A 25,391-nucleotide genomic window follows, 5' to 3' on the forward strand; every position below is an offset into this window, starting at 1 on the left:
TATCGCTAATTGGTGATGAAAAACAAGAAACGCCTTCCGGCGTCTCCAAGGTGCTGCTATTCATGTTTCTGATATGTCCTCATAAATTCATTGATTTTCAGGTCAAGAAGACTGCTGATCTCGATCACATTATCCGATGTAAATGAGTTCTCTTGTTGAAACAGCTTTACCATCTTACAACGTAAAATGCGAATTTCGTCTTCCAGTGTATAGGGAGATACTGCATGTGGTGAAGTCATCCGACTCGCTTCATCTTCCCATTCATTCAAATGATTGCCATTTCCAGCTGTAAAATCATCCATTTCGAATGGCAATTTACTCTCACCACAACCCAAAAGAAATCCCTCCCAGAGCATCTTAAGCACCTTCCAAAATCAAATTATACCATGGGAATCATCCAATGATCAATTAATTATTGAAATAACTGTTAATTGCGATAAATTCTCGGCGCTCCGGGAATAACAGGTTGTTATCTATTCAGTTGGTGGACAAATTGTCCGATCCGGTGCAGCGCCTCGCTGATCTGGTTCACAGAGGTCGCATAGGAGCAGCGGAGGAAGCCTTCTCCCCCTGCGCCGAAGACATTGCCCGGTACGGCGGCAACTTTGGCCTCCTTCAGCAAGCCCGTAGCAAACTCCTCGGAGGTGAGTCCGGTTGATTCTATGCTTGGGAAGGCATAGAAAGCGCCCTGCGGCTCATGACAGGCAAGACCGATGTCCCGCAAGCCCTGAACAATCAGCCGTCTGCGCTGATTATACGACTCCACCATATGATCCTTTTCCTCCAGGCCGTTCTTTAAGGCCTCAAGCGCAGCAATTTGTCCCATGACCGGAGCACACATGACGGTATATTGGTGGATCTTTAACATCGCATAGATCAAGTCCGGGTGTCCGCAAGCATACCCCATCCGCCAGCCCGTCATGGCAAAGGCTTTGGAGAAGCCATTGACGAGAATCGTGCGATCCTTCATGCCAGGAATCGAAGCAAAGCTGACATGCTTCTCTCCATAGGTCAACTCTGAATAAATCTCATCGGAAATAACGATCAAATCATGCTTTTCGACCAGCTTGGCAATGGGAAGCCAGTCCTCATAGCTCATAATTCCCCCCGTCGGATTGCTCGGGTAATTAAGAATCAGAACCTTTGATCTAGGCGTAATCTTGGCTTCAAGCTGCGCGGCCTGGAGCTTGAAGCTGTCCTTCGCAAAGGTCTCGACCTCAACGGGCACGCCGCCTCCGACGGCCGTAATTGGAGAGTAGGAGATATAGCAAGGAACAGGGATAAGAATCTCGTCCCCGGGTACGATCAAAGCACGCAAGGCCAGATCAATCGCTTCGCTCGCTCCTACCGTAACCAGAATTTCATCCTTTGGATTATATTTTACCTGATAACTGTTATCTAAGTACTCTGCAATGGCTTCCCGCAGCTCTGGGGTGCCCGCATTGCTGGTGTAGCTTGTAAATCCACGCTCCAAAGAATATACGCAGGCTTCTCTTACATGCCAGGGTGTAATAAAGTCGGGCTCCCCTACACCCAGCGTAATAATATCCTTGTTTCCACTGGCCAGGTCAAAGAAGCGGCGTATCCCTGAAGGCTGAATATCCCGTACGCGGGGCGCCAAATAGGACGTCATCGTCTTGCCGGCCGATTCCATGTGCTGCTCTTCCTGTGAATGAATGCTCATGACATTACTTCCTTTACGGAGAAATCATCAGACGGCGATCTTCCTCAGGGTCCTCGAAGATGATACCGTCCTGCTTATATTTTTTTAGAATAAAATGCGTCTTCGTCGACAGTACCGATTCCAGCGGAGACAGCTTGTCGGAGACAAAGCTCGCGACTTCCTTCAGGTTGCGTCCTTCAACCTCTACGAGCAGATCATAGGCGCCAGACATGAGGTAGACGGACATCACCTGCGGAAACAAGTAAATCCGCTCCGCAATCGCTTCAAAGCCGCGTCCGCGCTCAGGTGTAATCTGCACTTCGATCAGTGCGGTTACCTTCTCATCATCCAACTTGCTAGAATTGACCACTGTCGCATACTTCACAATTACATGATCCTCTTCAAGCTCGGCGATCACCTCAGCCACTTCCTGCTCCGACGAGCCTACCAAAGTCGCCAGCAGCTTAGGATCCCGGCGGGCATCCTCTCTCAGAAGATCCAGCACTTTCAGCTTCAATTCGCTTAATGGTTTCATGCTTCATCCTCCAGCGCTGTTCCGATTCAGGTCAATCACACCTAAAGTCTCGGAATCAAATTTACTACTTATATTACATGAATTTGTTACTCCTGCAAATAAAAACGTCCGCTTCATGGAAGATTTCCCCCGAAGCGAACGCCGATGACTTGCAAGCCGAGCACGTACTGTAGCCTTGAACTGTAGCCCTGACGGCTAGTTATATGGCTTTGTATTCACCTGATGAGCGGATACGTTAGACATATGTGCAGCTACGCTTCCCAGCTGACTTTGATGCTGAGCGACAAGTTGCTTCGCCTTCATGCATGCCTGTTCCGCTTCCTGCAGATTTTGATCTACTTCTTTACGTGAAGCCCCGGCAGGCTTGGTATATATCTGCTGCTGCTCCATCAGCTTGTACAGTTCGCCTTGCAATTTCAAGGTGCTATCGGTCAGTTCCGAGAACAAGCTGCGGATTGCGGGACATGAGGCTTCCGTTGTTGCCGTCGTATATTCGCGCGAAGTTCGTCTCAAGTCAGCCAGCATTATTTTTAACAGATCATCCTGCGGCAGCATGTCATTCTGAAGCTGATTGTTCACTTGATTCCCTCCTGTTGTCGTTATAGTCCATGGATGTGTGGAGCAAGGCTATTGTGTCTGTCCGGGGGCAAGCGGCTGATGCTGCTTGAGCGCATCGCGAAGCTTGTCCATGTGCTGTTCGTGAGCCTGAATATGCTGGGTAACTGCCTGCGTAATCTGCGGATGTGTCGAGATTTGGACCGCAGCAGCACACATCTTGATCAGCATGTCCTCATTGGCAATACTATCGGCGATGTAATTAAGCTCCTTGCCGGAGAGCGCCTGCATTTGGTGATTGTTCATGTTGACTCCTCCAGGTTGTATTATGCGTTCGTGGCATATTATATCCTTGTTCCTAATTTTTATAAGGAGAGGCTGGTTATACTTATGTCATCCAGGTGAATATTGAGATAGGTGATTTTGTAAGGAGGAGCAAAGATGAAGCTGCACATCGGCAATTATCTCTGGATGAATCTGGACACCCGTGAGCCCCGAGCCACTTATCCCAAGCTTAAGCAAGACCTCACCTGCGATTGTCTGATCATCGGCGGCGGCATCGGAGGAGCGCTATGCGCTCATTTACTGCATCAGCAGGGGTTGTCCGTAGTCTTGTCCGAACAGAATACCATCGGCACCGGAAGCACCCTTGTCAATACCGGGCTCATTCAGTATGCCAACGACAAGAGCCTGACTTCCTTCATACATACCCTGGGCGAGCAAAAGGCCGTACATTTCTATCGTGCGTGCCGGTCTGCATTGGAGCATCTGAAGGAAATCAATCAATCGCTTCATCTTCACGCACTGGAGACACGCCCCAGCCTCTATCTTGCAAGCAGCGAAGAAGATGTACCTATGCTGCATAAAGAATATGCAACCCTCCAGAAATATGGATTTCCTGCAGAATGGCTGGATGCCGATCAAATCGGCAGTAAATTTCCCTTTCAACGACCTGCCGCGATTTACACGAAGGGTGATGCAGAGATTCAGCCCGTTGATTTCACTCGCGGCCTGGTCAGCCACGCCGCCTCCAAAGGCGTTCAGGTATTTGAATATTCCCCCATTCAAATAGACACGTTCCGCCCGGACGGGGTGATCTGCCGATGCGGGCACAACACGATCAAGGCGAAGCACGTTATCTTCGCGACAGGCTATATGGCTCAGACTCTGAAGCGGGAGCCTGGTGCAGAACTCGTTACCAGTTATGCCATTGCTACTGATTCCGCAGCCCATTTCAATGATTGGTTTGAACGCTGCCTGATTTGGGAGACAGCCCGTCCCTATTTGTATATGCGAACCACTTCAGGCGGAAATATTATTATCGGCGGATTGGATGAGCCCCTTCCTCCAGGAGGACTTAAGGAAGGACGGGAAATCCAGAAGGGCAAGGATCTATTGCATCTGCTTCATCAGATGTTCCCCGAAAAATCCTCGCTCCAGATCAAGCGCTCCTGGGGAGCCGTATTCGGGCGGACACGTGACGGATTACCGTTCATCGGCGGCCACCCTGACTTTCCCCGCTGTTACTTTCTGGAGGGATATGGAGGGAACGGCACCGTATGCAGCATGCTGGGTGCTGAATTAATTGCCGATCTTATTGCGGGCATTTCACGAGAGGATGCGGAAATGTTCTCATTAACAAGAAGCACCAGACCTGTCCCTTCCAGTTAAGGGGCGGATCTGGCGCTTGATGTTTTCCTTACTCTTCACTGACGGTCTTAATCAACTGATTCCGGTCATCCTCCGATAGAAAACGGCTCACCTGGAAGCAGGCCGAGCAGACATAGACATTCAAGACAGCGCTTGACCGGAGTACCGGCATATCCTTCGCTTGCATTTGTACCGGCTTAAAGCCCGGAGACAATGGCTCTGTTCCTGCATGCAGCATATACTCCCGGCAGTGAGGGCACTCCGGAACCTCCTCTTGAGCGTCCAGTTGCTTCTCTACTCCCGATTCATAGGCCAAAAGGTCTCCGCCCGCACCAGCAAAAGCTTCTACCCTGCGGATCGCGTTCAAATGGCTCTCCTCATCCTCCTGCCAGAGCCCTGCATCATCCGTATCATCACCGGAAGTCTCGTCTTCATCCTCCCAATCTTCATCCGAGCCAAGGGCAATATTAAGCGTTCGGTATCCCTTCAGCTCATTATGGCAATAAGGGCATTCTTCCTCGGGTCCCAGCTCCTCATCCCAGACAATCTCTGTCTGACACCATGGGCAAATTGTAGTTTCTACCATGTATTTACATCCTTCCATAGGCCACCCGGCCTAAATCTTTTAAGAGGTTGTTTTGAACATGCACTTTAAGCATTCCACAAAAAAATAATACCCGCTACCAGAAATAACATTGAAGCCACAAACAGAACTCGGACCAAATTTTTCAGCACCAAGAATCCCCCCTATGCGATACAAGCTCCAATTACAAAGGATACGGAGACGGAGACTGCCATGGCAATCAGCCCTACCGCTGTATTCCCTTCGGCGATCTCCTTGTCGATCTGAAATACTGGCGTCAGGAACTCAAACATGATGTAAGCCAAGAACAACAGGAACGCTCCTACAAACGACCAGGCCATGAAGTCATAAATGTTCGAGCGTGCGGTCGCAAAGCGCAAAATATTGCATAGAGCGAAGATTTTTCCGCCCGTTGCCAATGATGCGGCGATATTGCCCCGCTTGATCTCATGCCAGCAACGATATTTGGTCACAAGCTCGAAACACGAAAGAAATACGATCAATTCGATAACAGCTACAGAAAAATACCCTGCCATCAAACCTACCGGCTGCTCCAGCAGCGGATCAATACTTTCTCTCAACACACATCCTCCTCATCACTTCAGCTCGGCAACGGTAACCCCGGTTCCGCCTTCGCCGTAATTTCCCAGCCGGTAGCTCTTGATGTGCTTATGCTTGCGCAAATATTCAGATATGCCGGTGCGAAGGATGCCCGTGCCCTTCCCGTGAATGATATAGACCTGTCCAAGATTCGCCAGATAGGCCTCGTCAATGAAACGGTCCACCTCGATAAGCGCTTCTTCCAGGTTGGCTCCCCGCAGATCCAGCTCGCTTCTAGTATTATCGTCTCTTGTCCGTTTAACGTTGGGTGCGACCTTTTGAACCGGCTTTGGCGCCGGCGAAGCAGCCAGGAGCTCCAGGTCGTCTAATGAAACCTTCATCTTCATGATCCCAAGCTGGACCAGCGCTTCCTTCGCTCCTGCAAGCTCTACAACATGCCCTTTCTGGTTCAGGCTGTAGACCATAACCTCATCCCCGGGACCGATCTGCCGCGGCTGTTTGCCCGCTTTGCGGACAGCTGCCTTCTTCCGCTGGGCAGGCTCGGCCTCCTCCAGCTGCTTGCGGGCCGCGATCAGCTTGTGCTCCTTAACGGCAGCGCCTTCTTCCTGAGCGATTCGCCGAAGATCATCAATAATTTTCTCCGCCTCGGCTTTTGCCTTGGCAATAATAGCCCGCGCCTCGTCCTCGGCCTTCTCCAGCCTGCGATCCTTCTGCTGCTCAAGCTTCTCAAGCTCGGCCTCATGGCGGCTTCGCAGATTCTCCAGATCCTTACGCAGCTTCTCGGCAGATTCCCGTTCCTGCTCTGCCGCGGTCCGATTCTCTTCGAGCGAGGCAATCATATGCTCTACCCGCTGATCCTCTTCCGTTACTTCGCCGCGGGCGTAGTCCAGAATCTGCGATGGCAGCCCCAGACGCTCCGCAATGGCAAAGGCGTTGCTTCGTCCCGGAACGCCAACAAGCAATCGATACGTCGGACTAAGCGTATTCACGTCAAACTCCATACTTGCGTTGATGACGCCTTTACGCTCATAAGCATAAGCCTTCAATTCGCTGTAATGCGTCGTAGCGATCATGCGGCTGCCGAAGCTGTGTATATGCTCCAGTATGGCAATTGCCAGTGCCGAGCCTTCGGCTGGATCGGTACCCGCGCCCACTTCATCCAGCAGCACGAGACTTTTAGGCGTCATCTGCTTCAGGATGGAGATGATATTCGTCATGTGGCTGGAGAAGGTACTGAGGCTCTGCTCAATACTCTGCTCATCTCCGATGTCTGCATAAATCGCGTCAAATACGCATAGCTGGCTTCCTTCCTCGGCAGGAACAAACAAGCCGGACATCGCCATCAGACTCAATAAGCCGATCGTCTTCAGCGTAACCGTCTTCCCGCCCGTATTCGGTCCCGTAACAATAATCGTGGAATATTGGTTGCCCAGCTCCACATCGATGGGCACGACCTGGTCGCGGTCAATTAGCGGATGCCGGCCTTTTCGCAGCTTCATAAATCCGCGGTCATTCATCCTTGGAAGAACAGCCTTCATTTCGCGGGCCAAACGCGCCTTCCCGAATAAGAAATCCAGCTGGCCAACTACGTCGCTATCATATAGCAGCAGCTCGGCCTGGTCTCCCGTAAGCGCAGTCAGCTTTTGCAAAATAACCTCGATCTCGCGCTCCTCGCGAAGCCTGGTCTCCCGCAGCTTATTGTTCATGGCGACAATCGATTCCGGCTCAATAAAGAGCGTTGCCCCGGAGCCTGATTGATCGTGAACAATCCCGCCGAAATGGGCGCGGTATTCCGCCTTAACCGGAATAACAAACCGGTCTCCGCGAATCGTAATCAATTGATCCTGCAGCATTTTCGAGACATTGGAGGACCGGATCATGGCCTCCAGCTTCTCGCGAATCCGGACTTCCCCACCCCGCAGCTCACGGCGAATTTGGGCAAGCTCCGCACTAGCTGAGTCCAGTACTTCAGCGCTGTCGTCAATGCATCGCTTAATTGCATCCTCCAGCGGCTTTTGCTCGCTGATGTTCTCGCTCAAGGCATGCAGCAATTGGGCAGGATGCTCCTCGTGCATGGAAGCAAGGTAGCGCTTAATTCTCCGCGCCCCTTCCAGCGTCGTTGCCACTCCAAGAAGCTCATGAGGATTCAAGGTTCCGCCAATGCGGGCCCGCTTTACTGCAGGCGTCATATCGACGATTCCGCCGAAGGAAGGGGCGCCCTTCAATCTGTCGACCGTGAAAGCCTCCTCCGTTCCTTGCAGCAAGCGCTTGACTTCTTCCAGATCCGGTACAGGGACAAGCCGGTCCGCGGCCTCTTTCCCCATCGGAGTTTGTGTATATTTAATTAGCTGATCGATAATTTTGCGGTATTCCATCGTTTTGAATATTTTTTCGTTCAAAGAACTCACGACTCCCCTCGAGCATTGTTTATATTATATCGAATATCCCGTATTTCCGCCATTTGCAGTCCGGGTACATATTTAAGGTTTTTCCCGTACACACTAAGCAGGATTCAAAAGAAGGACCAAGGAGATCTATCCATTCTAAAAAGGAGGCCAAGTTCCATGCGATTTCTGGGACACGTTGTGCGTTTTATCGTATCAGCCCTCGTACTGCTTGTAGTGGGCTGGCTCGTCCCGCAATTCAGTATAGGCGGCTTTGGCAGCGCCCTGCTGCTCGCACTCGTCATTGCCTTGATCGGTTGGGCAATCGAAGGGATCTTCGGAAAAAAGGTCACCCCGTTCGGACGCGGCATCGTCGGCTTCATTACGAGCGCACTCGTCATCTGGCTGGCTCAATTTATTGTCTCCGGCGTATCTGTCTCTATTATCGGGGCGATCCTCGCGGCGCTTGTGATCGGGATCATCGATTTGTTCATCCCTGTGTCCACACCGTTTGAGGCAGGAAGAAGCCAGCGATAGCAGCTTCATATCGTACCGGCATCGAATTGATCGAAAAGCCTGGGGTATGCGCCTCGGGCTTTTTGACGTGTATATTCATTTTATGCGTTCACCATTTAGACACACTTCTCATTCTTTCTTTAACTACAACTAGGCTATAATACATTTGGAATTGTCACAAATATATCATATTGCGGGGGATTGACAATGAGAAAGACGATTGCATTATTGATGTTATGCGTTCTTTTGACTTTGGCAAGTGCATGTTCAAGCAACTCAAATTCTGCAGCAAGCACTGAAGCCCAGGTTAAGCCCGAGGCCGAACTCGTCATCGAAGCCGTCAATTATGAATTTGACCAAAAAGAATACCGTGTAAAGAAGGATGTCCCTGTGCAAATCACCTTCAAAAATGTGGAGGGGAATCATGGAATCCTAATTCCCGGCTTGCGAGTGCAGTTGAGCGGTAAGAAAGACTCCGTCGTGATCACTCCGAAGGAAGCCGGAAAATATGAAATTGCATGCTCTATCATGTGCGGTTCTGGGCATGGCACCATGGTGTCTACACTTATTGTTGAGTGACAAACAACACGGCAAAATAGCGCCGCCCGGTCCCTTGTACCGGTGGCGCTATTCTGTTGATACGGCTATGAATCAATCCTGTTCTATTAATTCGATCCATTCATTGTATTCGTTCTGCAGCTTGGCATAGTCCTCCTTCAGACGCTGATATTCTGCTTCACGGCTCTCCGATTTCTCCAAGGACATTTCCCGCTCCACTTGAAGCAGGCGGTATTCATGAGAGACTATCTCGAAGCTGTCCGAAATCTGCTTCAATTCTTCCGCAAGCCGATCCCGTTCCTTCAATACTTCTTCATAGTCCTCTTTCAAGGTCAGCACTTGTTCCCCGCCGGCTGCGCTCTCCTGCTGCCAGTTCTCAATTTGAAGCTGGAGCTCACGCTCTGTATCACGCCAGGAGTTCAGCTCCTGCTCCGCCAGAGCAAGCTGCTCGCGCCATTCCCGCTCGCGGATCTCCGCAGCTTCCCTCGCCTGTTCCTGATCTTCGGCAAGCGCCGCATAATCCTTAATGTCCTGCTCCAGCTGTTGAAGCCGGCCGCCAAGCTTCTCTACTTCTTTCTGTAAACGCTCATTATCCTCACGTATAAATTGATCATTATTGAACAGGGTTTCTTTCGTCTGCTCTGCCTCTGCAAGCTTCTCCTGCAGGCCCGACAGCTCCGTCTGCAGGTCTCTAACCCGATTCTGCTCCTGCGCCAAGTTATTCTTCACAGCTTCCTGCTCTTCCGCCGATACAGCAAGCTTACGCTCCAGACCTGCTGCGGCCTCCTTGCTCTCCATCAGCGTGATCTCCATCCGGCTAAGCTCTTCACTCCGCTTATCGGCAAGCTTTTGCCAGGATGCCTCGTTCTGAACGACGGCTGCCAGCTCCTCACGGAGCTTGTCCTCCCGGGCTTTCGTCTCTTGCTGCAGGCGCTGCTGCTTCTTAATCTCGCTATCTGCCGCTTGCAAGGATTGCTGCAGCAGCTTCACCTGCTGTTCCAGCCTAGCTGCGCTCTCTTTCGACTGTACGCCAGCTTTCCTCGCTTCCTCCTCACGCTCTTTGGCTGCTTGAAGCTCGCCTTGCGCCTTGGTTTTCTCCTGCTGCTCCTTTCGAGCCTCCTGTTCAACTCCGCGCAGCTTCGCCTGAAGTTGAGCATTGCTGCCCTTTAGCTCTGCTAGTTGACGTTCAAGCTCCTGAACCTTACCGCCCAGCTTCAAGCACTCCGCCTCCCTCTCTTGAAGAGAAGCAGCCTGCTTGGCATTCTGTTCGGTCAAGGTCTTCTTGTCACTTTTTAATTGATGCCGCTCTTCCTGAAGCTCCTTTTGTGCAGCTTCCTGTTTTGTATGAAGCGCCTGAAGGACGGAGATCTCCTGAGCTAGGCTTCCCTTTTCCTTCTGGAGTTCCTCTAGTTCAGCCTGCAGATCATCAACCTTAACCGCTTCTTCCGCCATTCTTACCGCAGCCAGCACGGCTAATCTCGGAGTATCAAGATGGGTGTATTGCTTGGCCATGGAGCGCATATGGCTGTCTACACGACGGGCGACTTGCTTCATATACTCGGGGTTGGAACCCACAATTTTATAGGATGTGCCGTATATTTCTACGTTTATTGTAATGCGATCAGGGGTATTCACAGCAGGGGCCTCCTTCGTCCTGGGTTACTCTTGGGTGTCGTTTTTTTATAATGCGCGTTCAAAAGTCTGCTTTGCCTCTTATAGAAAAGCCACACCGAAGCATGACTCTTACACTCATGATTCGATGTGACTCCACATAATTCCTGCTATTTTCTCAATTCAGCGGCAAAAGTTTGCTCAAGAGCTTGAATCACGGATTCATGCGCCTTCGCCACCTCTTCATCTGTCAACGTCCGCTCCATATGACGGTAGACGAGAGACAAGGCCACGCTCTTCTTGCCTTCGCCGAGCTTGCTTCCCGTAAAGACATCAAATACCTCGGCATGCTCAAGCCATTCGCCTGCTGTCTGCTTGATCAATTCAAGAAGCGAGCCCGCTTCGACGGACTGGTCAACTACGACAGCAATGTCCCGCTGCATGGCCGGGAAGCGCGGCAAATCGCGATAGCTTACTGTTTCCCCGGCATGGCTGAACAGAGGTGCGAGCAGCAGCTCGGCCGCATAGGTATCCTCCAGATCCATGTCACGCTGCAGCTCCGGATGAAGCTGACCCAGTGTGCCGATATGAACTTCACCTTCTCCGGCCGTATGCAGATAGAGCGAGGCGGAGCGTCCCGGATGGAAGCCCTTAGGACTATCAGCTGCATAGCGTACCCGGTCTTCCAGACCCAGGCTGGAAAATACACTTTCCAGAGCCCCCTTCAGGTCGAAGAAGTCCACCTTTTCCGCAGAGGTGTTCCATGTCTTGAGTCCGCGGTTTCCTGTCAGCAGCAAGCCTAGAACAGCCAGCTCATGCGGCTTCTCTGCAAGCTTCTCATCAACCGAGTGGAACACAGTACCGATCTCGAAGATCGCCAGATCGTTCTGCTTGCGGTTCCGGTTGTACTGTGCCATATCCATCAGACCCGGCAGCAAGCTTCCCCGGAGCACACTGCGGTCCTCGCTCATCGGCATGGCTAGGCGAGCCTCTCCGCCGCCTTTTCCGAGCGATGGGAATACACGGGCCGCTCCTTCACGAATGAATGAATATCCCAGCGTCTCCTGCCAGCCCCCGTGCACGAGCAGTTGGCGAAGCGCACGGCGCAAAGCCTGTGCCTTGGTGTAGCCTCCGGCTGTTGTCCGGCCCTCAATAGAGGTTGTAGGAATGTTATCATAGCCGTAGATCCGGGCGATTTCCTCAATGAGATCCACATCCCGGGTAATATCTCCACGACGTGTAGGAACCCCTACTTCAAGCTCGCCGGTACCGGCATCCCCGCACTCGAAGTGGAGACGCAGCAGAATGGCCTTAGCTTCCAGCAGCGAGATATCTGTTCCGAGATAATCGTTCACTTTGCTTAACGAGAGCTTGATTGTCTTCGGCTCTGTTTCCCGCTCAACCGCCTGGACGATACCTTTATGCACTCGGCCGCCAGCAAGCTCTGCAATCATCAGCGAAGCTTGGTTGAGAGCAGGAAGAACTCTTGCCGGATCAACCTCCTTCTCGAAGCGTTGCGAGGCTTCAGAGCGAAGCCCCAGCTGACGGGAGGTTTTACGAATGGAACCGCCGTCGAATTTGGCAGATTCCAGCACAATGGTATGTGTTGAATCCGTCACTTCAGAATCCAGGCCGCCCATAACGCCTGCCAGCCCGACCGGACGGTCTTCCCCATCGACGATCAGCAGGGTTTCCGGCTCCAATGTCCGCTCCTGTCCATCCAATGTAACCAGCTTCTCCCCTGCCCGTGAAGCACGCACGCCAATGGTTTTCCCGGCGATTTTGTCGGCATCAAACGCATGGAGAGGTTGGCCGTATTCCAGCATAACGTAATTCGTAATATCCACAATGTTATTGATCGGCCGGATTCCCGCTGCCATCAGACGGCTCTGCAGCCATAGCGGGGAAGGCTCGATTTCTACGCCGGAAATAACTCTTACGGCATACCGGTCACATAGCTCGGGCGACTCAATTTTTACCTGAATCGACTCAGAGGCTGCATCAGACACTTCGATCAATTTGCTTTCAGGATCAGGGAGCTTCACTTCCCGGCCCAATATGGCTGCTACTTCATATGCCGCTCCCAGCATGCTAAGACAATCCGAACGGTTCGGTGTCAGATCGAAATCCAGCACCTGATCATCCAGATGCAGCAGCTTGGCGATCGGGGAGCCGACTGTACTATCGGCAGGAAGTACAAGAATACCCTCCTGCTGCTCCTTTGGCAGCAGCTTATCATTAAGTCCAAGCTCTTTGGCGGAACAGATCATCCCTTGGGAGACCACTCCGCGCAGCTTGGCTTTCTTAATGTCCAGGCCGCCCGGAAGCTTGGCTCCCACAAGTGCGACCGGCACTTTTTGTCCGGCATCCACATTTTTAGCGCCGCAGACGATCTGAAGATCTTCTTCTTGCCCGGCATCCACCGTGCAGATGTTCAGCTTATCCGCATCCGGATGCTTTTCCTTATGCTTGACATATCCGACAACAACCTGTGCGGATACCCCTTTGTTCCGGTTCTCAACGCCATCGATTTCGATCCCGGACCGGGTGATTTTCTCGGCGAGCTCGGCAGCATCAACCTGCTCCAAAGATACATATTGTGATAACCAATCGGTTGAAACTTTCATCGTATATTCCCCTTCCCTATTCGGCGCTCTATATTCTCGAAAACTGCTGCAGGAAACGCAGATCATTCGTAAAGAAATGACGGATGTCATCGACACCGTATTTCAGCATCGCAATCCGTTCCATCCCCATACCGAAGGCAAAACCGCTATACTTTTCAGGATCGTAGCCGCTCATCTCCAGAACGCGAGGGTGGACCATGCCGCTGCCCAGGATTTCCAGCCAGCCGGAATCTTTGCATACTCTGCAGCCGTCACCACCGCATTTCACGCAGGTTACATCAACCTCAACGCTGGGCTCAGTGAACGGGAAAAAGCTTGGACGCAACCGGATTTGAGTCTGGCTGCCGAACATTTTGCGGGTGAATTCCAGCAGTGTGCCTTTCAGGTCGCTCATTCGAATCTTTTCGCCAATAACAAGGCCCTCGATTTGATGGAACTGGAAGGAATGCGTCGCATCGTCGTCGTCACGCCGGAATACGCGCCCCGGACAGATGACCTTGACCGGCACCTCCCCTTTCATCGCTTCCATGGTACGCACCTGAACCGGAGAGGTATGGGTACGCATCAGCAATTCCTCCGTCAAATAGAAGGAATCCTGCATATCCCGCGCCGGGTGATTCTTCGGTAGGTTCAGCGCTTCAAAGTTATAATAATCCGTCTCCACCTCAGGTCCTTCTGCAATTCGATAGCCCATACCGATAAAAATATCTTCAATCTCCTGGATGACCTGGTTCAACGGGTGAACTGAGCCTTGCGTCATCGGGCGGCCTGGCAGGGTAACATCGACCTTCTCCGCCGCCAAGCGTGATTCTGTCTCCTTGTGATCGAACGCTGCCTGCTTCTCCTCAACCAGAGCTTCAATCACGCCACGCACCTCATTCGCCACCTGGCCAATGATCGGACGCTCCTCAGCGCTCAATGCCCCCATGCCCCGCAGGATTTCTGTTAGTGCTCCCTTTTTCCCCAAATACTTTACCCGAAGGTCGTTTAACTGGGCCACATCGGCAACCCCGCCAAGCTGCTCCACTGCTTCCTGCTTCAATGATTCCAGACGCTGTTTCATTGATTGAATCCCCCTTTAGACTTTCATGCTAAGATCTTTCATGTCCATTATTGCCTCACTGGAAAAATAAAAAAGGCCTGTTCTCCCAGAAAGGGACGAACAGACCGTGGTACCACCCTTGTTAGAACTCATAAGCACCTGCAAACACCACAAACTCGCAGTCTGGCCTGAATTCTCACTTGATCGACATAACGGGTCGCAGCCGGTAACCTCTATTGCCGCGGGATCCAAATCTCCATCGGGTTCAAGGCACTGCTCCGGAGTGAACTTCAGCAGCCTGTTTCCGCAAGAGTGCTCTCAATCCATGGCACCCTGTCCCTGTGAGGAGGCTTCTGCTTACTTATCTCCATCTTTGCATTTGCTTGTTCAATTATCTGCTATTATATGAAAAGTTGACTTCGATGGCAAGCAATGCCTTGAAATTTCTCCGGCAAGCAATTTCTCTTGAGGTAAAAAGTGCTTGCATCCCTTCTTGAAAAGTGCTATATTATTTCTTGTCTTCACTGAAGAATTTACTCAATGTGAAGTTGACGGGACGTAGCTCAGCTTGGTAGAGCACCTGGTTTGGGACCAGGGGGTCGCATGTTCAAATCGTGTCGTCCCGACCATTATAATTATCATGCGGGTGTAGTTCAATGGTAGAACTCCAGCCTTCCAAGCTGGTAGCGTGGGTTCGATTCCCATCACCCGCTCCATCTCTTTTACAACTCAGCAGTCGTTAGGAAGCTCTTCCTAAGCGGCTGTTTTTGTTATGTGTCATTTCAAATGTCCGTTCATATCAATAAAGGCAGTTCCTCAGCCCGCGGGCTGATAGAACTGCCTTTTCCTATATTTATCCTGTTATCCTGCCTTCCGGTTCAGAAAATGATCTCTCAATTCTTCTGCTTTAACAGGCTTGCTGAACAGGTAGCCTTGACCCTCATGACAATTCTGCTGCTTCAAAAACTCCAGCTGCTCCTTGCTCTCTACTCCTTCCGCCGTAACCTTTAATTTCAAATGATGCGCCATCATCGTGATCGTGGATACGATCGCTGCATCATTACCGTCAATCATGACCTCCCTTACAAAGGAACGGTCAATCTTGAGGCGGTCGATAGGAAGACTTTTCAGATAATTCAAAGAGCTGTACCCCGTGCCGAAATCATCGATACTAATATGTACACCCAGCTTCTTCAAGCTCTCCAGTTGATTTAGAGCCGTCTCGATATCAAAGGTCATGCTTTCCGTTACTTCAAGCTCAAGGTAATGGGCTTCAAGTCCAACCTCTTTAAGAATGGAATCCACCTTTTCCGCCAGGTTATATTGTCTGAACTGCCGCATGGATAAGTTGACGGATACACATACCGGGTCAAAGCCTTCAAGCTGCCATCTTCTGTTATACCCGCAAGCTGTCTTGAGCACCCATTCTCCCAGCGGTACAATTAAACCGGACTCTTCCGCGATCGGAATAAACTCATTGGGAGGAAGTAAGCCGCGCTTCGGATGATTCCACCTCACCAAAGCCTCCATGCCCACCATTTTTCCGCTCAATAAATTGAACTGAGGCTGGAATTCAAGGAAGAATTCCTCTCTGTCCAAGGCTTTTCGCATATCGTTTTCCAATTCCACTCTTGCCTGTGTGCGTAACTTCATGTCTTCCGAATACCGAAGAAAGGTCACGTCCCGTTCTTTAGCATAATGTACGGCCATATCGGCGTACTGGATCAAATGATCCACACTTTTCGCATCATACGGAAAAATAGCCAGCCCCATACTGAGGGAAACATGATACTCCGTATCTACGATTGTGATGGAGGGATTAACAGAATGCAGCAATTGCTCTGCACGGTCTTCCAATTGCTTCGATTCGGTAAGCCCTGTGAATATTAAAGCGAATTCATCGTCACCAAGCCGGTATACCCTCTCCTGCTCGGTACATAGCATTTCGAGCCTTTTGCCAAGCTCTTTCAGCAGCAGGTCGCCTGTGCTGTAGCCTAACGAATCATTGATTGCTTTAAACCGATCGATATTGACAACCGCGACGCCCTTAAGCTCAGAGGTCTTTGAGGATGTGCTTAGCATCCCGGCAAGCGTCTCCTTCAGACGGCGAATATTAGGAAGACCCGTCAGGTCATCATGATAAGCCATATGCTTCATACGCGCCTCGATCTTCTGTTGAACGCGGAAAGGCTCCAGAATCGTTAGCTGATAAACGCCTTTAAGCACAAAATAATAAGATATCGCCATATACCATTGCCCGATCATATGATAAAAGCTGGGCTTGGCAGGATCACCGGTCAACAGCAGGGAATAGCCCATCATCATGAACAGCAAGGCGCGGACCACCGTCAGCGAGGCGATCGTTTTTGCTTTACGATGATGATACATCACACCTGCGATCCCCGCGGAATACAACAGCATGGTAATGATCCATATCGTTAGTTTAAATTGAGGAAAGCTGCCGAGCTCAAGCATACTTTCCGGTAAAATTTGCTGATAAGAGAATAAAAGCAGGAGCAGCGCACCGCTCCCAACAGCTGTTCCAAGCAGAACACTTACTTTATACCGTCTCGTAATTTGATTGTCCGAAGCTGAAAATATCACTAACATTCCTACAGCACATATCAGATGTGAGATAACAAGACAAACATTACTCAGCCGGGTATCCATATCGGAATCCCTTACTCCTACTCCGTCTGGTCCCATGGCTAGCAGAAAGCTGAAGCCAGCCAGCACGATGAACAGGATTGCTGTGTAGAAACGATGCTTCGATAACTTTTCGGCAAACCAGATCCACCCCTGCGCAAAGATAGCGAACGCCACTGCCCCGCAGATCAGTCCTCCTACCAGTTGAATAACCTGAATAGTCTGAGTATCACCGAAATTTTCAAAATTCTCGAAAAATGCGAATAGACTTATCATTACCAACAGACCAAGCCCGATGTGAATAACCGCTGTCTTCTCCTCTGTCCTGACGTTCATATATGCTCAACTCCTGGAGGTTGGTATCTTGCAAGTGTTGGTATCTTGCAAGTCGCACACAATAGTAATTCAACAAGAAATGATCTATTCCTGCTTTATCCATTTTAAAATAACAAATTTCGAATTATTATTCATTGCGGTTAATAGAAATTTATCGCACTAGTTCGCTCGGCAGTGACTCATCAAGCTCATGTTAATGGTAGCGCTCCTTTCGGCGCAGTTTGCTGCAAGTGTGCAGCAGCATAAAACCGTCTAACGTTTCTGCGTTTCGTGGGGGCAACGTGTGAAGTGTTACAAGCTTTCTTACAGAAAGCTTGTAACACTTCACACTTATGCTTTTATTACGCAGGCTCTTGAGCTCGGCTTTAAGTGCCTGCACTAACGAATTACAAGCAGTAAATAGGCAACACCGCTTCATTATTGGGAATGCCCCAATTTCATCAAGCCCGCAGAGCATGGGTCATTTCAGTAGATTAAGCAATATACCCATCAAGTACGCATGCGTACACCTAGCAAAGAGTTCGGCTATCAGTGCGCGGTGTTTCGCAGCATGACGTTAATCAGTCAACCGCATGAAAATATGGCTCTTACGCATGTAGTGAAAAAAGTTACCTTAAATTCAGTGGAAATGATAGAAATGCAGATATAGTGAAATTTTTGTACTTAAAGTTGACTAAAACGTGGGTTTGGCTAGTTACTGACGATCTAAGGTAAGTTTTTTCACTAAAAGTGGGTTTGTGCGTCGAATGAAGATTTTAAGGTAAGTAATTTCACTGGAGCATGGGCGGATGAGAGCGAGCTGAATGAGGTTGGTCAAGAAGAGCGGATGGAGTTCAGAGCAAGGTGGAATGCCAGTAGGTCAAGTTAAGTTCGGAGAAAACTTCAATAATGGCAGGACGGGCGAAGTTTCGATGTAAGACCGGAGCATCATGAGGTCGGGGAGCAACTCTAACACGAGCGCACCCTGCCTGTATGATGCCGCGGACTACAAGCTTACTGTAATGAAACATGTGGCGCAGTCATGGTGCAATCTCGCGTATCAGTTATACTCCAAAGGCAAGTGATCAGGGCATAAGTGTGAAGTGTACTGAAGAAGCGGAGCGTTCGCCTTTGTGAGCGGATTTCTCCCTTGTGGGAACTTAGTCCAATTAAAGAAATCTGCGAACAACAGCGATCGAAAGTACACTTCACACGTTGCCCCTTTAACGTGCATTTTACTTGCTCTTGTCGAATCCGACCTCCGGTGTTGTCAGCTTGTCATAAAAGTCGACCGACTTGTCCTTGTCCTCAGAGGCACGCAAGGCCATCGCCGAGCGCGGATGCTCATCCAGACTTCCCGTAATCATATAGGGGATCAGATATCCCCATTCTTCCTTCTCGCGCAAAGGAACCAGCAACTGGTCCAATACCTCCAGTACCGGGCGCAGCTTGTAATTTGTATTTTTCAGATGGGTGACTAACAGCTCCGTCGGACAGTTGCCTGCGGCACGTCCCATCCCGTAGACAGAAGCATCGAGTAATTCGACACCTAGATCCGCGGCAACAAGCGTGTTGGAGAAGGCAAGCTGCAGGTTGTTGTGCGTATGAACGCCCAGACGCTTGTTCGGCAGATGCTGCTTAAACTTATTTACCAGATGCTCCATATCTTTATAGTCCAAACTCCCATAAGAATCTACAATATATACGACATCCACGACACTGTTCTTGATCATGTCAAACGCCTCAAGCAGTTCATGCTCCATAACGTTAGACAGTGCCATAATATTAATCGTGGTCTCATATCCACGGTCATGAAAAGTCTGAACAAGCTTCAGAGCCTTGTCCACATCCTTCACATAGCAGGCAACCCGAATCAGATCGAGCAAGCTTTCGCTGCGCGGCAAAATATCATTTTCATCCACTCGTCCGATATCCACCAGTGCGGAGAGCTTCGTATTTCCTTTATTCGGAATGACCTTCTTCAGGAAATCATCATTTAGAAAACGCCAAGGTCCCGCCTCGTCGGCTCCCTTCAACAGCTTTGGAGAGTTTTTATATCCGATTTCCATATAATCGACGCCGGCTTCGTTCAAGCCTGCATATAATTTTTGGACAAATTCAACACTGAAATCCCAGTTATTAACAAGTCCCCCGTCTCGAATTGTACAGTCTACGATTTTGCATTGATTTTCCTTCATCCGTACCGTGTCCCTTCTTTGTGCATGTTTTATCTACCATCTTACTTGAAGAGAAAAGTAAAAGTAAAGATGTTCAGCCATTTCTTTTATTGTTTTTTGTGACTATTTTCACAGTTAATTCCATAAGCATGCTGTATATTGATCCCAATTGAGAGTGATTATCAATATCGAATAATGTTATTTGGAGGGAAAACAATGCTGCCTCGTTCGGAAAATCTGATTCGGCTCAAACCTGGTCATTCCGCTGTAATCTCGCAACTGATACATATCGACCCCATGCTGCGGCGAAGACTTGCAGACCTCGGCATTCATGAGGGTGCAAGCATTACCGTCAAGCGTTACTGTCTGTGGGGCGGACCGGTCTTGCTTGAATGTCGCGGGCAGCTTCTGAGTATCCGCAGAAGAGAGGCTGCCCGGATCGAGGTGTCCGGATCTTGAACAATACCGCATTGATCGGAAATCCGAACACAGGAAAGACCTCGCTGTTTAATGCGCTGACAAGCTCATATCAATATGTAGGCAACTGGTCCGGTGTCACGGTTGAGAAGAAAGTAGGCCAGCTTCGCAATAAAGCAGGTTCTATTACAGATCTGCCCGGTGTTTATTCCCTCAATCCGGTGTCCCGCGATGAAGGCGTGGTAGCGACGTTTCTGGTCGGTCAGGAGCCCTCGGCAATCGTAAATATTGTGGATGCCTCCCAGTTGGAGCGAAACCTCTACCTCACCTTACAGATGCTTGAATACGGCAAGCCCCTTCTGATCGGCTTAAATATGATGGACGTCGCTGAATCCCGTGGAGTCCATATTCAGATCGAGGTATTATCCCGTATGCTGGGAGTTCCAGTCATTCCATTGGTTGCGCGGACGGGAAAAGGATGCCATGAATTATTGGAGGTTATGACCCACAATTCCTCGCAGACCGCTGCGCCGGATTGGATTCTTGATTACGGCGAGACAATTGAACAAGCTATCCTTGATATTTCCCGGGAATTAGCGAAATTTGTCCCTAATCCGAGTCTGTCAACGCGTTGGGCTGCACTTCAACTGCTTGAGAACAATCAAGCTGTACGCCATGCCCTGAAATTAGACGACGATTGTTCCCGGCGTCTGGATACCCTTCTTGAAGGGACAGAGCGGTCGCTAGCGGCAACACACCCATCCATGACACTGACTCACTACTTGAGATCTGTACGAATGGCGCGCATTCAAGAAATTTTAAAAAGCGCGGTGATTACCCAACCAAAAGCTCACCCGACTCTTACGGATCGTATAGATCAAATGGCCATGCATCCTTTTTGGGGAGTCCCCCTCTTCTTAACCTTTATGTATGTTACCTTCAAACTAACGTTTGACTGGCTCGGGAATCCGCTATCCGATATGCTGGATACCTTTATTTCAGGACCCTTGAGTACTTTTATTTCAGGAGCCCTGGAGGCTCTGAACGTCTCTGGATTCACTGCAGCATTAATATTAGACGGCATTGTAGCAGGTGTTGGCGGTGTCCTGGTATTCATACCGCAAATCTTCATCCTGTTCCTTATCATTTCCTTCATTGAAGATACTGGTTACATGGCCCGAATTACGGTAATGCTGGATCGGTTAATGGAGATGGTCGGACTGAACGGCAAGTCGCTGATCCCATTTATTATTGGGTTTGGGTGTAACGTTCCTGCAATCATGGCTTCCAGAGGGATTGAACAGGAAAAGGAACGTACCTTGACGATGCTGCTTGTACCTTTAATGTCATGTTCCGCCAGGCTTCCTGTATATGCATTATTTGCCGGTGTATTTTTTGCCAGATCACAAGCTCTAGTCGTCTTTTCTCTTTATTTCCTTGGTATTCTTCTTACTCTGCTGCTTGCCAAACTGTTCTCCAGGACCATCTTTAAGAATCAAAAATCCTTCTACTTTATGGAGCTTCCTCCCTACCGTCTGCCGCAAGGACGGACATTATTCCGAAGTACTTGGGAGAAAGGAAAGGGATTCCTGCGCAAAGCAGGCACATTTATTCTTGCCGGCTCTGTTCTGATCTGGATGATGTCTTATCTCGGCCCAGGAGGCGTGGCTGAGTCCATGGATGATAGCTTTCTCGCCTATGTCGGAGGGCTGATCGCCCCTTTGCTTCAGCCTGTCGGCTTCGGAACCTGGCAAGCTGGCGCTGCATTAATGACTGGTTTTATGGCCAAAGAGGTCGTCGTCTCAACCATGAATATCATTTACCATGCTCCGGATATCAACGGACTGCAAGTCCAGATTTCATCGGCCTTTACTCCGCTTCAGGCTTACAGCTTCATGTCATTTATACTGTTATACACGCCTTGTCTGGCAACCGTGGGTGTTCTTCGGAAGGAAACGTCCTCCTGGAAGTGGACTGCATTTTCAGTTGCATATGCTGTTCTGCTTGCCTATCTCGTATCGATCGTTATTTACCAAGGGGGCAAGCTGATCTTTTAATGGAAGGAAGATGAACGAATGATCGCTGACATTGTGATCCTGACGGTTGTATTCGCTTATGCTGGATTTGCTTTTTTTCGAGGTATTCGAAAACGGAAGCAAGGGGCCTGCGCAGCCTGCGCCCAACAACAATCCTGTGCAGCTTCCTGTTGCGATTCTGCTTCTTCATCGACCAAGCAGCCGCCATCGGGATGAGTGAAATATGCATGCTAAAAAACCTGCGGCCGCTGCTGTGCGGCGCAGGTTTTGTATTCATGTAGCCAAAGGAAGCGAGATCACAAAGATCGTACCTGCCCCTTTGATGCTATCGGCAAATATCGTTCCCCGATGGTTTTTTATAATTCTATAGCTGACCGATAGTCCGAGCCCGGTTCCCTTTTCCTTCGTCGTGAAGAAGGGAGAGAACAGTTTTGCCAGCATCGCTTTATCCATTCCCTTTCCATTATCGCGAATAGAAATGTTGACGTATTTCTCTTCAAGCTCAGCCTTCACTTCAATCTGGCCGGAATGCTCACTGCCTACTTCCTCGATCGCCTCCATTGCATTCTTGATCATGTTAAGGAGCACTTGCTTGATTTGCTTTACATCCACCGCAATGCTCATCTGAGGCGCAACTTCCTTAATGCTGATCTCGCAACCCTTCATCAAGGCCTCGCTCTCTGTCAGAAGGACAACCTCTTTCAGCAGGGAAGCGACGCTGATTACGCTCTTCTGCGGAGTCGAAGGCTTCGAGGAGTTCAGAAATTCATAAATAATATCGTTAGCCCGGTCAATCTCACTCAGAATGATCTGCGCATATTCATCCCTTCCCAACTGAACAAGATGGGGCTTGAGCAGTTGAATAAAGCCGCGAATCGCAGTTAACGGGTTGCGAATTTCGTGTGCGATGGCAGCCGATATCTTCCCCAGCATGGCCAGCTTGTCATTCTGATAGGCCGTTTCTTCAATCTGTTTGAACTCGGAGACATCCTTGACACTGACCAGATAGTCTCCATCCATCTCATCACTATACGTTATGGTCGCAAGCCAATATCGACCATACTCATCCATAAACTCAAAGTTTCTCTTCCGATACACAATGGTTTCCCGATACAGCCCGATAATCTTCTTTCTCTTGTAATGGCTAATGCCAGGGTGCTTCAGTAACTGGGCCAGATTACAACCAATCAGTGACTGACGAGGGAGCTCAAGCAGCTTAGCCATTCGGACATTGATAAAGGTCATGGTCCCCTCTGTGTCAAATAGCATAATCCCGCTATCCAGATGCTGAAGTACATTCTCATATTTATTCATGACTAATTCAGTAGATTGAAATGCTTTTACAGATTGGAGCAGTGTCTCTTGAAATTCGCCTAACAAGCTGGTTCCCCCTTTGTCTCTTAATGATCTTTCCTGCCATAAACGACACTAACGATCATGAAACGAAACATCCGCCTTTTCCTGGAACACAATCTTGCTTACTTATGAAACTGTAATTAGAGCCTGTCCTATATGTAATTAACTATTTCAATCATAGTAAACTTTTCCAATTAACGTCAATCAGAGATACTGTCGAAAAAGAGGGGATACTCTCAAATAAACAGAAATCCGAAAAAAAGTATTGCGATTTGCAGCTGGTAATTCTTTCGAATAAGGAAAAACCGCCATTCAAGGAAGTGATCCTTGAGATGACGGCTCTTCTTTATCAGCTATGTTTTTGCAACAGCTTCATTCTTCGGCGGCTCATGACAGCGAGTCTTCGCTTCAACTCCGCTTCCCATTCTGTATCATTGAGTTGAACGGCAACAGAGAGCAAATCCAGCGACAGGTCAATCTGATTCTGAACAATATCGAGCGGATCCTCATCCTCCCGGTTTACACAGTTGCCGAGGATTTCATCTTCGTCCTCCATGCTAAAATCCTGAAAATCGATTTCGGAGAGGCCGTCACTATGCGCATATTCCGCCAATACCTCATACTCATTTTCAACCTTGTAGTGGACCTCCACCCGATGGCAAACAGGGCAGAACAGGAGGGGAACATTGTGTACTTGAGTACGATAATGCTTCAACGTCCCTTTCGTGCCCAGCATACTCGCTCCACAGCAAAAACTCATTCCCCATCACCCTTTCAGCAAATCAGGAATATTCCTGAACCCCTAATATGTTATTGCATCTACTTTATTCTAAAGACCGGTTAATGATACCTCAACCCGCCTGAATAAAGAATAATCAACTCACATGGTAGCACCGGGCAATTGTGAAGTCAACTCGCTGATGGCCTCTTGCTGACGCCCCTTTACTTGGACATTGCTGCGACGATCAGGTCTCCCATGGCAACTGTGCCGATGGCCTTGCTCTTGTCGACTGCGATATCGCCTGTACGGTGTCCGGCGTTCAATACATCCGCCACCGCGCGCTCGATCGCATCCGCTGCATCCGCATATCCGAAGGTCATCCGGAACATCAGGGCTACGGACAAGATGGTTGCAATCGGATTGGCCAGATTCTGGCCTGCAATATCGGGTGCAGAGCCATGAACCGGCTCGTACAGGCCAAAGCTACCTTCTCCGAGCGATGCCGATGACAGCATGCCGATCGAGCCTGTCAGCATGGCCGCCTCATCACTCAAAATATCTCCGAACATATTCTCAGTGACAATGACATCAAAGCTGGAAGGCCGTCTTAAGAGCTGCATCGCACAGTTGTCGACGAGCACATGCTCAAGTTCAACGTCCGGATATTCCGGAGCAACCCGGTTCACCACTTCACGCCACAAGCGGGAAGTCTCCAGCACATTCGCCTTGTCTACGGAAGCGAGCTTCTTCCGGCGCTTCTGTGCAATTTCGAATGCCTGGCGCACAATACGCTCAACCTCGGACACGTTGTAGGCGCATGTATCAACCGCTTCCTGCCCCTGGTCGGTATCACGGCGATATTTCTCACCGAAATAAATGCCTCCTGTAAGCTCGCGGACAACCATCAAATCGGTTCCTTCCAGCACCTCAGGCTTCAGGGTGGAGGCATCCTTCAAGCAGTCGAATACGACAGCCGGACGAAGATTGGAGAACAGCCCCAGTGCCTTGCGAATGCCCAAAAGTCCTGTCTCCGGACGAAGCTCCTTCGGATTATTATCCCATTTCGGACCGCCAACGGCACCAAGCAGTACTGCGTCCGCCTTGCGGCACACTGCCAGAGTCTCCTCCGGGAGCGGGGTCCCCTTCTCATCAATTGCAATTCCTCCGAACAAAGCATGCTCGGTCTCGAAGCGATAGCCGAACAGCTCCTCTGTCCGCTTAAGAACCTTCTCCGCTTCTGCAACAACCTCCGGACCAATGCCGTCTCCGGCGATGACTGCAATCTTCTTCACTTCTGCCATAATTACAACTCCCTTTCATGGATAGCTTATATCTGTAGTAAGCTGGACTATACTTTCCGAAAATGAAGCAGCTTGAGTACCTTTAGTTCAACTTATCTAACTCGCTTGTATCATCTTATTTCAGTTGTAACATAACA

22 protein-coding genes and 2 tRNA genes are annotated in these 25,391 nt (G+C 49.7%); 8 read left to right on the forward strand and 16 right to left on the reverse strand.

Going from position 1 to position 25,391, the window contains the following annotated elements; all coding sequences use genetic code 11:
• Nucleotides 1–56 precede the first annotated feature (56 nt).
• From KI362_RS25555 to KI362_RS12125, 5 genes are all read right to left on the reverse strand, one after another.
• Entirely contained in the window at nucleotides 57–356 is a 300-nt protein-coding gene (locus KI362_RS25555) for an aspartyl-phosphate phosphatase Spo0E family protein (protein ID WP_301627431.1), read from the reverse strand.
• Nucleotides 357–469: 113 nt separating this feature from the next.
• Nucleotides 470–1,684 carry an aminotransferase class I/II-fold pyridoxal phosphate-dependent enzyme gene (locus KI362_RS12110; RefSeq protein WP_301627432.1) on the reverse strand — a complete coding sequence of 405 codons (1,215 nt, stop codon included), beginning with the start codon at nucleotides 1,682–1,684 and terminating at the stop codon, nucleotides 470–472.
• Nucleotides 1,685–1,697: 13 nt separating this feature from the next.
• The gene (locus KI362_RS12115) at nucleotides 1,698–2,198 is read right to left on the reverse strand and encodes an Lrp/AsnC family transcriptional regulator (RefSeq protein ID WP_044477610.1); all 501 of its coding nucleotides are present in this window, start codon (nucleotides 2,196–2,198) and stop codon (nucleotides 1,698–1,700) included.
• 195 nt (nucleotides 2,199–2,393) lie between these two features.
• Nucleotides 2,394–2,777: a spore coat protein gene (locus KI362_RS12120; protein WP_301627433.1), complete on the reverse strand. Its 384-nt coding sequence runs from the start codon at nucleotides 2,775–2,777 to the stop codon at nucleotides 2,394–2,396.
• A 48-nt stretch (nucleotides 2,778–2,825) separates the two neighbouring features.
• Nucleotides 2,826–3,059: a hypothetical protein gene (locus KI362_RS12125; RefSeq protein WP_044477609.1), complete on the reverse strand. Its 234-nt coding sequence runs from the start codon at nucleotides 3,057–3,059 to the stop codon at nucleotides 2,826–2,828.
• Between the two features lie 135 nt (nucleotides 3,060–3,194).
• Between KI362_RS12125 and KI362_RS12130 the strand changes: the two genes are divergently transcribed.
• Nucleotides 3,195–4,424: an NAD(P)/FAD-dependent oxidoreductase gene (locus tag KI362_RS12130; protein ID WP_301627434.1), complete on the forward strand. Its 1,230-nt coding sequence runs from the start codon at nucleotides 3,195–3,197 to the stop codon at nucleotides 4,422–4,424.
• A gap of 28 nt (nucleotides 4,425–4,452) precedes the next feature.
• Here KI362_RS12130 and KI362_RS12135 read toward each other — a convergent pair whose 3' ends face one another.
• The 3 genes from KI362_RS12135 to KI362_RS12145 form a co-directional block, all read right to left on the reverse strand.
• Complete coding sequence (locus tag KI362_RS12135; RefSeq protein ID WP_301627435.1) at nucleotides 4,453–4,989, reverse strand: hypothetical protein; 537 nt, start codon at nucleotides 4,987–4,989, stop codon at nucleotides 4,453–4,455.
• Nucleotides 4,990–5,150: 161 nt separating this feature from the next.
• Nucleotides 5,151–5,567: a DUF350 domain-containing protein gene (locus KI362_RS12140; protein ID WP_233500587.1), complete on the reverse strand. Its 417-nt coding sequence runs from the start codon at nucleotides 5,565–5,567 to the stop codon at nucleotides 5,151–5,153.
• Nucleotides 5,568–5,582: 15 nt separating this feature from the next.
• Nucleotides 5,583–7,946: an endonuclease MutS2 gene (locus KI362_RS12145; protein WP_301627436.1), complete on the reverse strand. Its 2,364-nt coding sequence runs from the start codon at nucleotides 7,944–7,946 to the stop codon at nucleotides 5,583–5,585.
• 165 nt (nucleotides 7,947–8,111) lie between these two features.
• On the opposite strand from KI362_RS12145, the gene KI362_RS12150 reads away from it, so the two are divergent.
• Nucleotides 8,112–8,468, forward strand: a complete 357-nt coding sequence (locus tag KI362_RS12150; RefSeq protein ID WP_044477605.1) for a phage holin family protein — start codon at nucleotides 8,112–8,114, stop codon at nucleotides 8,466–8,468.
• A 186-nt stretch (nucleotides 8,469–8,654) separates the two neighbouring features.
• Complete coding sequence (locus KI362_RS12155; RefSeq protein WP_044477604.1) at nucleotides 8,655–9,026, forward strand: cupredoxin domain-containing protein; 372 nt, start codon at nucleotides 8,655–8,657, stop codon at nucleotides 9,024–9,026.
• Nucleotides 9,027–9,098: 72 nt separating this feature from the next.
• On the opposite strand, the gene KI362_RS12160 is transcribed toward KI362_RS12155, so the two are convergent.
• The 3 genes from KI362_RS12160 to pheS all read right to left on the reverse strand — a co-directional run bounded on the left by KI362_RS12160 (nucleotide 9,099) and on the right by pheS (nucleotide 14,306).
• Nucleotides 9,099–10,640, reverse strand: coding sequence for a cell division protein ZapA (locus tag KI362_RS12160; RefSeq protein ID WP_301627437.1), 1,542 nt, complete (start codon nucleotides 10,638–10,640; stop codon nucleotides 9,099–9,101).
• A 146-nt stretch (nucleotides 10,641–10,786) separates the two neighbouring features.
• Nucleotides 10,787–13,243 (reverse strand): phenylalanine--tRNA ligase subunit beta, encoded by a 2,457-nt coding sequence (pheT, locus tag KI362_RS12165; RefSeq protein WP_301627438.1) that lies wholly within the window; start codon nucleotides 13,241–13,243, stop codon nucleotides 10,787–10,789.
• Nucleotides 13,244–13,271: 28 nt separating this feature from the next.
• On the reverse strand, nucleotides 13,272–14,306 hold the full coding sequence (pheS, locus tag KI362_RS12170; RefSeq protein ID WP_301627439.1) for a phenylalanine--tRNA ligase subunit alpha: 1,035 nt from the start codon (nucleotides 14,304–14,306) through the stop codon (nucleotides 13,272–13,274).
• Nucleotides 14,307–14,837: 531 nt separating this feature from the next.
• Between pheS and KI362_RS12175 the strand changes: the two genes are divergently transcribed.
• Nucleotides 14,838–14,914, forward strand: a tRNA-Pro gene (locus KI362_RS12175).
• Between the two features lie 13 nt (nucleotides 14,915–14,927).
• Nucleotides 14,928–15,001 (forward strand) — tRNA-Gly (locus KI362_RS12180).
• Nucleotides 15,002–15,146: 145 nt separating this feature from the next.
• Here the strand turns inward: KI362_RS12180 and KI362_RS12185 are convergent.
• Both KI362_RS12185 and KI362_RS12190 read right to left on the reverse strand, forming a co-directional pair.
• Entirely contained in the window at nucleotides 15,147–17,267 is a 2,121-nt protein-coding gene (locus KI362_RS12185) for a putative bifunctional diguanylate cyclase/phosphodiesterase (RefSeq protein WP_301627440.1), read from the reverse strand.
• A 1,214-nt stretch (nucleotides 17,268–18,481) separates the two neighbouring features.
• Complete coding sequence (locus KI362_RS12190) at nucleotides 18,482–19,444, reverse strand: aldolase catalytic domain-containing protein (RefSeq protein ID WP_044477596.1); 963 nt, start codon at nucleotides 19,442–19,444, stop codon at nucleotides 18,482–18,484.
• Between the two features lie 195 nt (nucleotides 19,445–19,639).
• On the opposite strand from KI362_RS12190, the gene KI362_RS12195 reads away from it, so the two are divergent.
• Genes KI362_RS12195 through KI362_RS12205 form a run of 3 tightly spaced genes read left to right on the forward strand, consistent with a single transcriptional unit; the run spans nucleotide 19,640 to nucleotide 22,092 of the window.
• Nucleotides 19,640–19,882, forward strand: a complete 243-nt coding sequence (locus KI362_RS12195; RefSeq protein ID WP_301627441.1) for a FeoA family protein — start codon at nucleotides 19,640–19,642, stop codon at nucleotides 19,880–19,882.
• Nucleotides 19,879–21,897: a ferrous iron transport protein B gene (gene feoB, locus KI362_RS12200; RefSeq protein WP_301627442.1), complete on the forward strand. Its 2,019-nt coding sequence runs from the start codon at nucleotides 19,879–19,881 to the stop codon at nucleotides 21,895–21,897. The genes KI362_RS12195 and feoB overlap by 4 nt, the downstream gene beginning before the upstream one ends.
• Nucleotides 21,898–21,915: 18 nt before the next feature.
• The gene (locus tag KI362_RS12205) at nucleotides 21,916–22,092 is read left to right on the forward strand and encodes a FeoB-associated Cys-rich membrane protein (RefSeq protein ID WP_301627443.1); all 177 of its coding nucleotides are present in this window, start codon (nucleotides 21,916–21,918) and stop codon (nucleotides 22,090–22,092) included.
• A 57-nt stretch (nucleotides 22,093–22,149) separates the two neighbouring features.
• On the opposite strand, the gene KI362_RS12210 is transcribed toward KI362_RS12205, so the two are convergent.
• The 3 genes from KI362_RS12210 to leuB all read right to left on the reverse strand — a co-directional run bounded on the left by KI362_RS12210 (nucleotide 22,150) and on the right by leuB (nucleotide 25,254).
• Nucleotides 22,150–23,256, reverse strand: a complete 1,107-nt coding sequence (locus KI362_RS12210; RefSeq protein WP_044477595.1) for an ATP-binding protein — start codon at nucleotides 23,254–23,256, stop codon at nucleotides 22,150–22,152.
• Between the two features lie 325 nt (nucleotides 23,257–23,581).
• A complete protein-coding gene (locus KI362_RS12215) occupies nucleotides 23,582–23,992 on the reverse strand; it encodes a hypothetical protein (RefSeq protein ID WP_301627444.1) in 411 nt (136 codons plus the stop codon).
• 182 nt (nucleotides 23,993–24,174) lie between these two features.
• Nucleotides 24,175–25,254, reverse strand: coding sequence for a 3-isopropylmalate dehydrogenase (gene leuB / locus KI362_RS12220; protein WP_044477593.1), 1,080 nt, complete (start codon nucleotides 25,252–25,254; stop codon nucleotides 24,175–24,177).
• Nucleotides 25,255–25,391: the final 137 nt, after the last annotated feature.

Source organism: Paenibacillus apis, assembly GCF_018333295.1.
In the GTDB taxonomy this organism is placed as follows: domain Bacteria; phylum Bacillota; class Bacilli; order Paenibacillales; family Paenibacillaceae; genus Fontibacillus; species Fontibacillus antibioticophila.